The sequence below is a fragment of the Aquimarina algiphila genome (assembly GCF_947494415.1).
GTDB classification, from domain to species: Bacteria; Bacteroidota; Bacteroidia; order Flavobacteriales; family Flavobacteriaceae; genus Aquimarina; species Aquimarina algiphila.
Map to the genome: position 1 here is coordinate 500,526 of NZ_CANLVC010000006.1, position 12,291 is coordinate 512,816.

Sequence of the window (12,291 nt, forward strand, 5' to 3'; positions counted from 1 at the left end):
TTAGACTATAGTAGTGTAGTCAAATATTTGTTTTTACTTTGTTAGCCAACATTTCTGCATATTCGAACCCGTTAACATCTTTAATGCCATATAATGGATAATTCAAAGAAGCAGAGGCATGATCTCCATAAAAGAAGTTGAATAAAATACTGTAGTCATCCTGTTCTTTGTTTTTTTGATAGAAAACTTTTATAAAATCATATTTTTTATCCTTATCTATCTGGATAACACTTGTCGTTTGTTGTTTTACAAAGATTTCTTGATTTACATGATCTTCAAGTGTTCGTATTTTTGAATGGTTTAACCAATATATTGTACGATACACATATTCTAGGGTTCTTTGTTTTATACTAGCGGCATTATAGTTTTCACTTGTCCAGAAATACGGTGTACAAAAATTTCTGGTTACTAATGCATTTAATTTAAATTTACTATCAAAATCTGTCGTATACTGATTTGTCCACCCGCCCTTGAGATCATCGGCTAGATTTAAAACAATGTTAATGACTTCGGAATTTTGATTTTCATATTTGGTATTTAAATTTTTGGTAACTTCTTCAATTAACTCTTCAGCATTGATATTTTTTAATTCCCTTATTTTCTGAAGTACATGTTCTTTGGCCATAGGATTAAATCCGCCAATTGGTAAATCCAAATCTCCTTTTGTTCCTCCTTGAAGTTTAGAAATATAGGTTTTAAATCGCTCAGGGGATATGGGTTTATTATATAAATCTTCTATAAAAGAAAGTACAGGTATATTTTTAAATTTCATTTTGATTGATTTTAAAGCTTCAGATGCTTAATAATATCCTGAATGAATTTTGATGTGCCTTTTTCAATTTGTTTTGTTAACGTATCCAGATCATCAAAATTAGGATTTTCGACTACAATATGTTCTACTATAGAAACCTCTTTTTCTGTAGTAGTAGGGATGTGATATTTATCCCAATCACTGTTTTTAAATAGTGTCCAATATTTGGTTTGAATCTTTTTGTTATATCCTGCTAGCCAAATTTCGAACCTGATTTTCTCATGATTAAAAATCATAGCAATTTTTAACTTTTCTTTTTTTAAGCGTTCTGGAGTGAAAGAAAAATAGGTAATATCCATATAACCATGATGAATATTTCCAGATACAAAATAATCTGGGTACTTATTTTTAAAATAAGTTTTTAAACTCATCATATATTCAATCAAGCCTTTATACGCCTTTTTGATATCCCCTTTTTCTAGTTGTTTTTTATATTCGGTAACATAATTGTTAAATGAGTTCATATATTGTGTTTTTTTGATTTGTGATATGAAGTTTTATCTAAATAATAATTTAAACCTCTCATTTCCATTATCCTTCGAGAAGTAAATAGCTTTAACTCCTGGCTTTTTATTGATTTTTTTAGAACATACAATTTATTTCTAATTTCAATTCATAAATATAAAATACAAGATGTTGTTTTATCTAAAATGTATATTAATTTTTAGATATCTAAAAGCTTGTTTTATGTATAAAGAACAGAGAAGATATGACAAAAGCCCATCAGTGAGATGAGCTTTGTTATTATATGTGATTGAATATCTAAATTGAAATTAGAGACCTTTTACGGCTTCTGCATTATTCACCAATACGATTACATCATATCCAAATATGATTTTTCTAAACGCTTTGGATAATTTTGCATATAGACCATATCGAAGAGGTACTAAATCCAAAATGTAATATTTCTTGGTAATTGATGGGATTATATTTTGAATCTCTTCTGGAAATTGTTTTGTATTATCAAATGACATTATAGGATCTGGAGTAAATGGATTTCCAGTCATCGTTTTTCCGTGAATACCCATAATTATATAATGTAGTGAATGCATATCGTTAGTAATTGCTAATTCACTACCCATATTAGCAATATCATAAATATGAGTGCGAGTTAATCCTTTGGCTGTGTGATTCGCTCCTAATTTGAAGATTACTTTTGGAGTATTTTCATTTTTTTTCGCCTCTTTGTAATAACGCATAAAATTACTCTTCATTAATTGACCTCGTGTCTGATTGTTTTTGTAATATTCTTTGGAAATAGTATTATATGCATATATTTCTTTTGTTTTCCAGAGTTGATTTAAGATTTCAATTTCCTTTTTATTCGTGGTGAGAGCTAGTAACTCTTTATGGGTGTTTTCATCATAGCTAAAGATATATGTTGCATTAAAATCTTTATTGGTAATGGCAGATGTAAAGGCTTCTTTAGCTTTTTTCTTTAACTCTATAAGTTTGTTTTTGAATGGTTTGTTAGAAGTGGTCTTCATCATATGATCAAAGTTTAACCCAAATTGAACCATAAAAGTCTGATCAATACCCCAGATCTCTCCATTTTTTTTAATGGTATTGGTAAACATATCATAATCATCTTGATTGCTGTAAAAGGGAATAGAAAATGGAAATTCTTTATACATATTTCTGGCTTCGTCAATAGGAGTTTTAGAAGAGGCTATTGTAGTTATTTTTTCTGCGGCTAAAGCATCGGTTTCGATGCATAATGTTTTATAACCAAAAGGTTGTGCAATATCGTAGATGAACTTTGTAAATGTTCCGGCTTCTTTTATTCCGTGTTGTTCTCCCACAAAAACAAATTGACTGTTTTCTAAACTTTTCTGAGTAAGTGTAACAAATTTTTGATCTGTAAAATCATCGATTTCAAAACTATACTTTGCCAAATCGACCTGGTTTTGTGCCAGAAGCAGAGGTGAGGATAAAAAAGTGCAACTTAAAAGTAAACATAAAATTCTGTTCATCACATTTTGTTTTTTGATTGAATACTCAAAAATACCTCGTTTGGGAATTGGTTTTTAAATGATTATTATCAACTACGATATCTCATACATAAAACTTGATATAATGATTATGAACTGTGTTATTTTATGCATAAGCATATCGTTTTATCTATTGAAATGCTATAAGAAACGATAGAATACAAATACATTTTAGTAGTAATTACCTACATTTATTAATATAAAATATATAATTATGGAAATACAAACGGCAAAACTTCCTGTATTATGGCGATGTGCTATCGTTGTTATTCTTGGGGGAATTATGTTTGGTATTATAGCCATCGCTTCAAGGTTTAAGGAACCTCCTAAAGTTTATCCATTCTTCGCAGTATTATGGCTATGTATTATTTATTTGAGTTTTGAAGCCATTCGTCGTTTTCAGTTAAAAGTTATAAAAAAGAATCAAAAAAATATGGTTGTGTTTGTACAAAGTATTCTTTTGGGAACTTCAGTATATACTACACTGTTTTATTTTTATAAATGGTTAGATTATTTTATCCTAGGCAGTGAAAAACCCATGATACCACATATGGTATTCGCTTTTTTTACTGGTATCGCTATTTCTACTATTCTAAGCTTAATTTTACTGGCATTTAATTGGAGAAATCAATATTATATATCACATATTCAAAATGAGCAATTTAAAAGAGAAATTGTAAATGCTAATTTATCTATTCTTAAAAACCAACTCGACCCACATTTTATGTTTAATAACTTCAACACTTTATACTACCTTATCGATGAGGATAGTGTGCTGGCACAGAAGTTTTTAAAAAACATTGCTGCAGTATATCGTTATATCCTTCAAAATAATGAACAAGCAATTATACCCATCTCTCGCGAATATGAAATGGCACGTCAATACCTTTTGTTAATAGAACAACGTTATAAAACGGCTTTAAAAGTACATGATTCTGTAAATCTTGAGTTATTTAAATGTAAAAGCGTCCCACCTTTGGTACTACAACAATTGGTAGAAAATGCTGTAAAACATAATCGAATAGACGAGCAATCTCCATTACACATTCACTTTGAAGCAGATGAAAATTATTTTACCGTAAAGAATACAAATAACCCTAAACGATCTCAACATACGAGTGGTACAGGGTTGGATAATATTACAAAGAGGTATGATTTTCTAACTGATGATAAGGTAATCATTTCACATACCAAGGAAGAATTTATAATATCTATCCCTCTAATATCTGTAATTGATGAAAATTAAAGCTGTTATTCTAGAAGATGAAGCCTCAGCCAAGGATCATTTGATAAAATTGATAAAACAAATAACTCCCGATATTTCTGTGATTAGTTCATTATCTACAGTAACTGAAGCACTACACTGGTTTCATACACAGAAACATCCTGATTTAATTTTTATGGATATCCATCTATCTGATGGAGTTTCATTTGATATTTTAGAAGAAGTTGAGATTGATGTCCCTATTATTTTTATTACAGCATATGATGAATACGCTATTAAAGCATTTAAAACTACTGGTATCGATTATTTGTTAAAACCGATTACCAGAGAAGATTTGGAAAATGCAATAGAGAAATTCTTAAAAAATAAAAATAAAATAAATGAGGAGTGGATTATTCAGAACCTTGATTTAGCACAATTGATTAAAAAACCAGAAAATGTGCAATATAAGAAGCGATTCTTACTAAGGTCTGGTAATAGCATGATTCCCGTAGTTATAGATGATATCGCATATTTTTATAGAGATGAACTTGTGTTTGCCAAACTAAAAGATAAGAGATCAATCCCAATAGACCATGCATTAAATCAATTACAAACCATGGTAAATCCTGAGCAATTTATTCGTTTAAATCGTCAATTATTAGTTAATATTAGTGCAATTAAAAAACTGGTTCCTTCAAAACCAGGGCAATTGTCCATAACATTATCCCCAGAATATCATACTAAAATACAGTTAAGTTCTGAAAGGTCTAGATGGTTAAAATTGGTTTTAAGGTAAGATATTAGCTGTTTTTTAAAAGAACAGCTTTTTGTTGATCAAACTCGTCTTGAGTAATTGCACCCTCATCTAAAAGTTTCTTTAACTTGGTTAGTTTATCAATACCATCTTCTTCTGCTTTTTGTATAGGCTGCTGGTTGACAACAATTTTAGCAGGAGATACTTCACTAGATAAACTCCAAACCAAAGAGACTACCCATCCCACAATGCTCCATCCTAAAAATAAGTTTAAAGCAATGATGGCTACCGTATTACTTTTTCCTCGCATTAATGCAATTATAGAAGGGATAAAATAAAATATAGCTCCAACTATGATAAAAATAACAAAAACAACTCCAACAGTAGCGTCACTTGTATTAGATTGAAATAATAAATTCATAAAAGAATGTTTGATTTTTATTCAGTATTGATCATACATAAAACAGGAGGGGTTAGTAGTTTATGTATCTAAATGCGAAGCTACTGTATTTTTTCAAATATTCATATTAACCATAAATAAAGAAGGTGTAGATTTATAAATTTAAAGATAAAATTAGCCTAAAATATAACACAGATAGAATATTATTCATGTAGAATTGAATTTATTTTATTTTGCCATCATGAAATCCTGCTCTTTTCCAATTACCGTTTTCTCGTACCCATATGTTTGTGACTCTAAACCCATTTTCTTGTAGATTACCTTGTCTTGTATTAGAAACTAATATTTTAGCCGTTACAATAGCGACATTATCATAAAATTGTACGGTTTCTTCACTCATCTCATAAGCATTAACAATTAGATCTCCGTTCTCAATATCTTTATTTCTCTTATGCAAATAATTGACCCAGGTGTTTTTATTAATTGATTCTGAACTACCGTTGGTATGAATATAGTTATCAGTAATCATCTCCTTTAATTTTTCTACATTACTATTTTTGAAAGCCTGATTAAATTCTGCTATGGTTTCCCAAAGTTTTTGTTCATCATTAACAGATGGTTTATTGGTATTAGAAGAACAACTTAGAAGAACTGTTAATATTAGAGTGAAAAAACTGATGTAAATAAGGTGGATTTTCTTCATGACAATTTAGTATAACATGTGATTATGCAATATATATACTATTCTAAATCGCAACAATTTTTTAAGATTCTTTTATATTCTTACAATTGTAGTGATTTTATGTCTCAAGAAGATAATCATTTAAATTTATCAAGTAGGAAAACCCCGGTCGACTAGGGATCGGGGTTTGGGTACGTACCTATTACCAAGCTAATACAGGTTAAGTAACTCGATATATTTCAGAAGAATTTTATTCTAGAGTATGTGTAAGAGTATCCTGTCATATTAAAGTTACAAACAAAATCAATATGTTGGTTACGGCAAAACAACGTATTTTTTATAGATAGAAAATAAAAAACTTAAATATAATATCGTTGATTAGATATTGTATTTCATTTTAAAGATCAATAGTTAATTAGTTTCTTGATTTTGAAAAAATAATATTATCAAGATTACCTTCATCTTTTCTTCCTTCTATAAGAATGAAGTTATGACGCGTCAAGAGTTTTTTTGAAGGGATATTTTCTCTATGCGTAAAGGCTTCAATTTGATTGAGTCGAAGTTGTTTGAATCCATAGTGTAGAATACAAGATAATGCTTCGCTCATAATTCCTTTTCCCTGAAAATTGGGATGTAAATCATATCCTACTTCGGCAATTTTTCTGTCTTCTGAGAAGTTCCATAAGCATATAGTACCAATTAATTCGGAGCTATTGTTTTCAGTAATACTCCAAAATAGTATATCATTATTATCAATTTTTGTATTGATATTAGTAATGAAAGTAATTGCCTCCTTTATCGTATCGGTCTTTGCTCTTTTTATAAATGTATTAACAGCATCATTAGATCGCAGGAATTGAATGTTTACAGCATCACTTTCTTTTAATCGTCGTAGTAATAATCTTTTGGTGTGTAATTCAGGAAATGTTGTGGATTTCATTTTTCATTCTTTATGCTCTGAAGCTAAAGTATTCAAATCAATTATTTTGAAAAGCAAAAACCGCCAAAAATTTAAATTTGACGGTTCTTTTATTTTAATAAATTAAAGCGTTAACATTCCAAAGAAGCACAAACTCCTTCTGCGGTAGCACATGGAAAATAGCATTGTAAATCAGGTATGCTAGAATTACAATGACCACTCACACCTCCTTGAATTTTTTCTGCGCCAATTTTAGAAATCGTGTTTTTGTTAAGCTTAAGCTTTTTTAGCTGTTTCTTTTTCATGATATATAAATTTAAATTGATTAATAATTAAAATTGACTAACAACCGGTTAGGACAGTGGCGCATGCCAAGTTGCAATTGTTATCATGTACACTAGAATCACAGTCACCCGTACCCGTGCCTCCTTGAATTTTTTCTGCGCCAATTTTAGAAATCGTGTTTTTGTCGAGCTTAAGCTTTTTTAGCTGTTTCTTTTTCATGATATATAAATTTAAATTGATTAATACTTCAATTTAGATAAAATGAAATCGGTTTATTGGGGGCATAATGTTAATTAACTAAATCTTAACCAAGCACCAATAAAAATCTTAATTGTATTAACTTTTTCGTTCTTGTTGTATTTCTGGTTGATCTTTTACTTCAAACTGAAAAATGTCATTTCGCGAATAATGACCAATGACGTCAAAGTCAAGTTTACTTTTGCTAATTTCATCCAAATCCAATTCTGCCACTAAAACTCCTGACGTATTAAATAAAGGACCAGCAATTACTTTACCCAAAGGAGAAACAATAATACTGCCTCCCGGGCACATATCTTCAGGTTCATTTTCTACTAAAGATTGATATTTTTCTGGATACATTGATTTTGTATAGAATTGATTACATCCCAAAACAAAACACCTGCCTTCTAGAGCAATATGTTTCATGGTAGAAGTCCATTCTTCTCGAGAATCAGCAGTAGGAGCTATATAAATTTCGACCCCTTTTTTATACATAGACATTCTGGCTAACGGCATATAATTTTCCCAGCAGATGAGGCCTCCCAGTTTTCCGATTTTTGTTTTGAATGTAACTAAAGATTCTCCAGCAGCTTCTCCCCAAATAATTCTTTCTGTCCCCGTAGGTTTTATCTTTCGGTGTATGCCTAATAGACCTTCAGAAGGAGAGATGTATAACATAGAACAATACAACGTTCCGTTCGTATCTTGTTTTTCAGTAGCTCCAATCACCAGGTAAATATTATTGGATTTAGATAATTTCTCTAGTCTTTTAAGATCTTCACTTTCGAGATCGATGCTGTTTTTAGCGTATTCAGCATAAAGAGCTCTTCCATCATCAGTTCTACTTCCGATTTTTGCTCCGAAAGAAAACCCTCTAGGATACCCAGGAATAAAGGATTCAGGAAAAACCAAAAGTTCACACCCTTCTTTAGCATACTTTTGAGTAAGCTGTTCTATTTTTTTAATCGTTTCATCTTTGTCAAAAAAAACTGGACTATCCTGAACCAGGCCTACTTTTACTTTCATAGAGTATATAGTTTTATTTCTCTTTAGTCGTTGTATCTAATATTTGTAAGAGTGTTGGCATTCTATAAATACCATGCATTGATAGTATATGATTTTTTGCTTCTTCTAGGTCGATTCCTATAGCAGTTACATAAAGAGGTTTTGTACTTTCCCCTCTATATACTTCATGTACATGTTTTTTATTATCATGAAAACTAGATTTTGCAACTCCGATTATTGGAATTTTATGATCCAATTCCTCATATAAATGCCCTCCTAAACCTAATTTTTTGTGATCATCGAGATAAACATAACCATCAACAATAATACATGTAATATGTTTTAGATCAAATTCTTGTATTATTGTAGTGATGCAGGGAAGTTCTCTTTTGTAGAATTCTCCAGGAACATAAGGAGCAATGTCTTGTACTTCTTTCACTACAATATTAGTAGGGAGATCATCGTCCCAGTTATCAAAGCATACGCAAACAGATTTTGCATGAGTTTCATAGTATTGTACGTCAAATGCTAATTTCATATATACTGTTCTTCTGTGTATTAGTATTCAATTATGATATTTATTTAAATAAAATTACAAACCCTCCGATTGCGGTCATAATTAGGATAAACTTTCGATATTGGTGATCCTTAAACCTTTTTACGGCTTTAATACCAATAATGAAGCCTAATATAACCCCCGGGATTAAATATAAATCAATCGTTAGTGTTTGCAAACTTATAGTCTTCCAACTAAAAATATGAAAAGGTAATTTAAAGAGATTAATGATAAAAAAAAGCCATGCAGCAGTGCCGATAAATTCATTTTTTGGAATACGAGTTGCCATGAAAAAAATATTTGTAAATGCTCCTGCCAGATTTCCAATCATAGTAGTAAACCCTGCGGCAAATCCTGTAGATCCAATGAACCATAGTTTGTTAGGAATATTCTTTTGATTATATCGATCTCCAAAAAACATAATAATTACACTAATGATGATAATTACAGCCATACCCTTTTTGAAGATACTTTCGGGAAGATTCTTTCCTATAAATACAGCGATAAGTACACCACCTATCATCCATGGAAGAAATCGTAGAAGATATTTCCAACGTGCATGTCTGTTGTAATAAATCACCGCTAAAATATCAGCAAAAATCAAGAGAGGTAATAATATTCCTGTAGAGGCTTTTGCACCATGAACTAATGCCATTAACGTTACAATAACAATTCCCATTCCTTTAAGACCTGATTTTGACATGCCTAAAATGAATGCAGCAATAAAAGGGATGAGGTGTGATATCATTTTATAATTTGTGGTTGCATATAATACTCATTATCAAAACGAATTAATCACTTGCATACCTTTATTATCAAAAGTATTCATATTGGGCAGTGCGGTAATTGCATCTTCTAATGTAATCGTTTTTTCTATAAGTTTTTCTGGATATAATTTACCATTTTTGATCATGTTCAACATCTTTGGATATTTATATGCTTGCATTCCATGACTACCTATAATTTCTAATTCATCAGAGAGTACTTTATCCATAGGGATTTTAGGATGTTGATGATCACCAGTCATTAAACCGACCTGGATATGTTTACCTCTTTTTCTAAGGTTAGATATAGAATTAAAACATGTTATAGCACTTCCTAATGCGTCAACAGATACATGAACACCTCCATCAGTAATAGATGTGATATGTTCTGGGATGTAATCATGCTTTCTTGCATTTACAGTGGTAAAAGCTCCCAGGCTCTTAGCCAACGCCAATGTGTCTTCATTGATATCTATAGCAATTACTTGTGCTCCAAGAGCATTAGCAATCATAATAGCAGATAATCCAACTCCGCCACAACCATGTACGGCAACATATTGTCCAGCAGAAACTTTACCCTGTTCTACTATAGCCCTAAACGAAGTAATAAATCGACACCCCAAAGTAGCAGCGGTTACATCATTAATTTCATCAGGAAGTTTTACCAGATTCGTATCGGCATAATCGATACTCACATATTCTGCAAAAGAGCCCCAATGTGTAAACCCTGGTTGAGATTGCGAATCGCAGACCTGATGATTTCCCGAAGTACATTGCATACATGTGCCACAACCACAGACAAAAGGAACGGTAACACGATCTCCAATTTTAAAATTGAGAACATTTTTACCAATGGCTTCTATAACACCTGCCAGTTCATGACCAGGGATATGAGGTAATTCTATATCAGGATCATGTCCCATCCAACCATGCCAATCACTTCTACATAAACCGGTTGCTTTTACTTTAATGACCACTCCATTGTCTTGTGGAGTAGGATCAGGAACATTTTGGATGGTTAATGGCCCCTGAAATGATTCGTATACGACTGCTTTCATGTATAATTTTTATTGTATTGCATCTAAAAAAGATTTCATTTCCAGTATTTTAATATCATCACGTTTACGTAATTCCCGAAGAAACCACCCTTTATGACCAGCTCCATAAATAATAAGTATTCTTTTTCCTTTATATCGATGTTTTTCTAATGCCTTTTCAATATTCCAGTAATGCGCAATATTGATATTATCCCATCCTCCCAGACCTAATTCTACATTAAACAATTTGTTGTATACCTGTAAACTAATATCCTGAATGCTATCATAAGTATCTGTATGAATAAAGTAGGGGTCATTTACTTTTCCGGTTGCCTTGTATACAGAATCAGAGTGTTTGTTTGCTTTCAGATATGCCTTCCAATCTATAACTCTCGAAGAATCTTTACTAATGGCTCTTAGCTTCTGACTTCTCTCTTGTGCCATAGGTTGTGTCCATCCAGCAGTAGGTATAATTTCAAAATTCATTTCTTTGGTAAGTGGAAAAACTACATCTACATACTCAGGAAAACGCATTACTCTGGGTTCTGAGATACTATCATCTCTTTTAAAGCCTTTAACTGCTTCTTTAAAACGATCTGGTGGAATCTCAGCAAGGATATAATCGGGTTGTATTTGCCGTATTAATTTGTCCAGATATGCAATGTTATAAACACTATCAGTATGATGGCCACTATGAATCGTACCTAGAACTAATACTTCGTTTTTTTGTTTTTGTACTGGAGTGTTTTCAGATTTTGATGGATTACAATTTGCTATTAAACCTATACTAAATATAATAGATAAGTATTTTAGAAAACCATTCATTTTTAGTTTCGGATTAACGAATTAATAATATTCTCAATAGGTTTAAGCTCTTTTTGAGCCGTAGTTATGGATTCTAATACGCTACTTCCTACAATAGTAAAATTTTCTTGTAATGCTTTAATACACATTTCGGCATCTTTAATTTTTACTCCATCAGCAACTTGATAGTATGTTTTGTTATAATCGTCAGGCTCTAAACAATCAAAATCAAAATGTAAATAAAGATGTGTTATATTTTTAGAAACTAAAGTCTGAATAAGGTCATCTACATTAATTTTCTTAGGTGCATATATACTATCAGTATCTATACGTTTTTGCTCTGTATCATCAATATCCCGTAAACCAATATAGTGAATTTGAGAAGCTAGAATAGTTGAAGATAGGAGTGGAGCCATTTTTTCCTCTCCCTCACCGAGTAATGTTCTTAGCGGCATACCATGAAAATTACAACTAGGTGAATCGCACGGGCGATTAATATCTGCATGGGCATCAAACCAGATTACACCTAGATTAGGATATTTTTTATTTAAATAAGATACAGGAACAATCTCCAGACCACAATCTCCACCAATAGTTTGTATTGTTGAAGGTTGAGCAGTATCAATTTCTTTCTTTAATCGAGATAATTGTTCTGTAATGGCATCATAATTATTGATATAATGCTTTTGAACTCCGTGTTCTCCGGCTGGGATTGTAGATAATGGAATGTTAATAAACTCTGGGTCATCCAAATAATCCAGTATTGCTTTTGCTCCGGGTTCAATATTTTTGCCAGTACCAGACCCTTGCCATTGAGGGAAATATATTTTCATTTA

The 12,291-nt window shown here is 31.3% G+C and carries 15 protein-coding genes; 2 read left to right on the forward strand and 13 right to left on the reverse strand.

Features of this window, described 5'->3' with window-relative positions; translation table 11 throughout:
* Nucleotides 1-19: 19 nt before the first annotated feature.
* From PQF96_RS11680 to PQF96_RS11690, 3 genes are all read right to left on the reverse strand, one after another.
* Nucleotides 20-772 (reverse strand): hypothetical protein, encoded by a 753-nt coding sequence (locus PQF96_RS11680; protein ID WP_271766305.1) that lies wholly within the window; start codon nt 770-772, stop codon nt 20-22.
* 11 nt (nt 773-783) lie between these two features.
* Complete coding sequence (locus tag PQF96_RS11685; RefSeq protein ID WP_143915273.1) at nt 784-1,275, reverse strand: DUF7000 family protein; 492 nt, start codon at nt 1,273-1,275, stop codon at nt 784-786.
* 309 nt (nt 1,276-1,584) lie between these two features.
* Nucleotides 1,585-2,784, reverse strand: a complete 1,200-nt coding sequence (locus tag PQF96_RS11690; protein ID WP_271766307.1) for a hypothetical protein — start codon at nt 2,782-2,784, stop codon at nt 1,585-1,587.
* A gap of 232 nt (nt 2,785-3,016) precedes the next feature.
* On the opposite strand from PQF96_RS11690, the gene PQF96_RS11695 reads away from it, so the two are divergent.
* On the forward strand, nt 3,017-4,048 hold the full coding sequence (locus PQF96_RS11695; protein WP_271766308.1) for a sensor histidine kinase: 1,032 nt from the start codon (nt 3,017-3,019) through the stop codon (nt 4,046-4,048).
* Nucleotides 4,038-4,805, forward strand: a complete 768-nt coding sequence (locus PQF96_RS11700) for a LytR/AlgR family response regulator transcription factor (RefSeq protein ID WP_271766310.1) — start codon at nt 4,038-4,040, stop codon at nt 4,803-4,805. The genes PQF96_RS11695 and PQF96_RS11700 overlap by 11 nt, the downstream gene beginning before the upstream one ends.
* 4 nt (nt 4,806-4,809) lie before the next feature.
* Here PQF96_RS11700 and PQF96_RS11705 read toward each other — a convergent pair whose 3' ends face one another.
* From PQF96_RS11705 to PQF96_RS11750, 10 genes are all read right to left on the reverse strand, one after another.
* Nucleotides 4,810-5,184 (reverse strand): superinfection immunity protein, encoded by a 375-nt coding sequence (locus PQF96_RS11705; RefSeq protein ID WP_271766312.1) that lies wholly within the window; start codon nt 5,182-5,184, stop codon nt 4,810-4,812.
* Between the two features lie 202 nt (nt 5,185-5,386).
* A complete protein-coding gene (locus PQF96_RS11710; RefSeq protein ID WP_271766314.1) occupies nt 5,387-5,866 on the reverse strand; it encodes a nuclear transport factor 2 family protein in 480 nt (159 codons plus the stop codon).
* Nucleotides 5,867-6,260: 394 nt separating this feature from the next.
* The gene (locus PQF96_RS11715; RefSeq protein WP_271766316.1) at nt 6,261-6,785 is read right to left on the reverse strand and encodes a GNAT family N-acetyltransferase; all 525 of its coding nucleotides are present in this window, start codon (nt 6,783-6,785) and stop codon (nt 6,261-6,263) included.
* A gap of 110 nt (nt 6,786-6,895) precedes the next feature.
* The gene (locus PQF96_RS11720; RefSeq protein ID WP_271766317.1) at nt 6,896-7,069 is read right to left on the reverse strand and encodes a hypothetical protein; all 174 of its coding nucleotides are present in this window, start codon (nt 7,067-7,069) and stop codon (nt 6,896-6,898) included.
* 316 nt (nt 7,070-7,385) lie between these two features.
* On the reverse strand, nt 7,386-8,315 hold the full coding sequence (locus PQF96_RS11725; protein WP_271766319.1) for a carbon-nitrogen hydrolase family protein: 930 nt from the start codon (nt 8,313-8,315) through the stop codon (nt 7,386-7,388).
* A gap of 13 nt (nt 8,316-8,328) precedes the next feature.
* Nucleotides 8,329-8,832, reverse strand: a complete 504-nt coding sequence (locus PQF96_RS11730) for an endonuclease V (RefSeq protein WP_271766320.1) — start codon at nt 8,830-8,832, stop codon at nt 8,329-8,331.
* A 40-nt stretch (nt 8,833-8,872) separates the two neighbouring features.
* Nucleotides 8,873-9,598: a sulfite exporter TauE/SafE family protein gene (locus PQF96_RS11735; protein WP_271766322.1), complete on the reverse strand. Its 726-nt coding sequence runs from the start codon at nt 9,596-9,598 to the stop codon at nt 8,873-8,875.
* Nucleotides 9,599-9,631: 33 nt separating this feature from the next.
* Nucleotides 9,632-10,672, reverse strand: a complete 1,041-nt coding sequence (locus PQF96_RS11740; RefSeq protein WP_271766323.1) for a zinc-dependent alcohol dehydrogenase family protein — start codon at nt 10,670-10,672, stop codon at nt 9,632-9,634.
* A gap of 9 nt (nt 10,673-10,681) precedes the next feature.
* On the reverse strand, nt 10,682-11,476 hold the full coding sequence (locus PQF96_RS11745; RefSeq protein ID WP_271766325.1) for a hypothetical protein: 795 nt from the start codon (nt 11,474-11,476) through the stop codon (nt 10,682-10,684).
* A gap of 2 nt (nt 11,477-11,478) precedes the next feature.
* On the reverse strand, nt 11,479-12,288 hold the full coding sequence (locus PQF96_RS11750) for an arginase family protein (protein WP_271766327.1): 810 nt from the start codon (nt 12,286-12,288) through the stop codon (nt 11,479-11,481).
* Between the last annotated feature and the right edge of the window lie 3 nt (nt 12,289-12,291).

Coding starts and splice junctions, on each gene's coding strand:
- PQF96_RS11730 (WP_271766320.1), bottom strand. CDS start 8,832: ATGAAATTAGCATTTGACGTACAATACTATGAAACTCATGCAAAATCT.
- PQF96_RS11690 (WP_271766307.1), bottom strand. CDS start 2,784: ATGAACAGAATTTTATGTTTACTTTTAAGTTGCACTTTTTTATCCTCA.
- PQF96_RS11740 (WP_271766323.1), bottom strand. CDS start 10,672: ATGAAAGCAGTCGTATACGAATCATTTCAGGGGCCATTAACCATCCAA.
- PQF96_RS11715 (WP_271766316.1), bottom strand. CDS start 6,785: ATGAAATCCACAACATTTCCTGAATTACACACCAAAAGATTATTACTA.
- PQF96_RS11685 (WP_143915273.1), bottom strand. CDS start 1,275: ATGAACTCATTTAACAATTATGTTACCGAATATAAAAAACAACTAGAA.
- PQF96_RS11705 (WP_271766312.1), bottom strand. CDS start 5,184: ATGAATTTATTATTTCAATCTAATACAAGTGACGCTACTGTTGGAGTT.
- PQF96_RS11725 (WP_271766319.1), bottom strand. CDS start 8,315: ATGAAAGTAAAAGTAGGCCTGGTTCAGGATAGTCCAGTTTTTTTTGAC.
- PQF96_RS11695 (WP_271766308.1), top strand. CDS start 3,017: ATGGAAATACAAACGGCAAAACTTCCTGTATTATGGCGATGTGCTATC.
- PQF96_RS11750 (WP_271766327.1), bottom strand. CDS start 12,288: ATGAAAATATATTTCCCTCAATGGCAAGGGTCTGGTACTGGCAAAAAT.
- PQF96_RS11680 (WP_271766305.1), bottom strand. CDS start 772: ATGAAATTTAAAAATATACCTGTACTTTCTTTTATAGAAGATTTATAT.
- PQF96_RS11735 (WP_271766322.1), bottom strand. CDS start 9,598: ATGATATCACACCTCATCCCTTTTATTGCTGCATTCATTTTAGGCATG.
- PQF96_RS11720 (WP_271766317.1), bottom strand. CDS start 7,069: ATGAAAAAGAAACAGCTAAAAAAGCTTAAGCTTAACAAAAACACGATT.
- PQF96_RS11700 (WP_271766310.1), top strand. CDS start 4,038: ATGAAAATTAAAGCTGTTATTCTAGAAGATGAAGCCTCAGCCAAGGAT.
- PQF96_RS11710 (WP_271766314.1), bottom strand. CDS start 5,866: ATGAAGAAAATCCACCTTATTTACATCAGTTTTTTCACTCTAATATTA.
- PQF96_RS11745 (WP_271766325.1), bottom strand. CDS start 11,476: ATGAATGGTTTTCTAAAATACTTATCTATTATATTTAGTATAGGTTTA.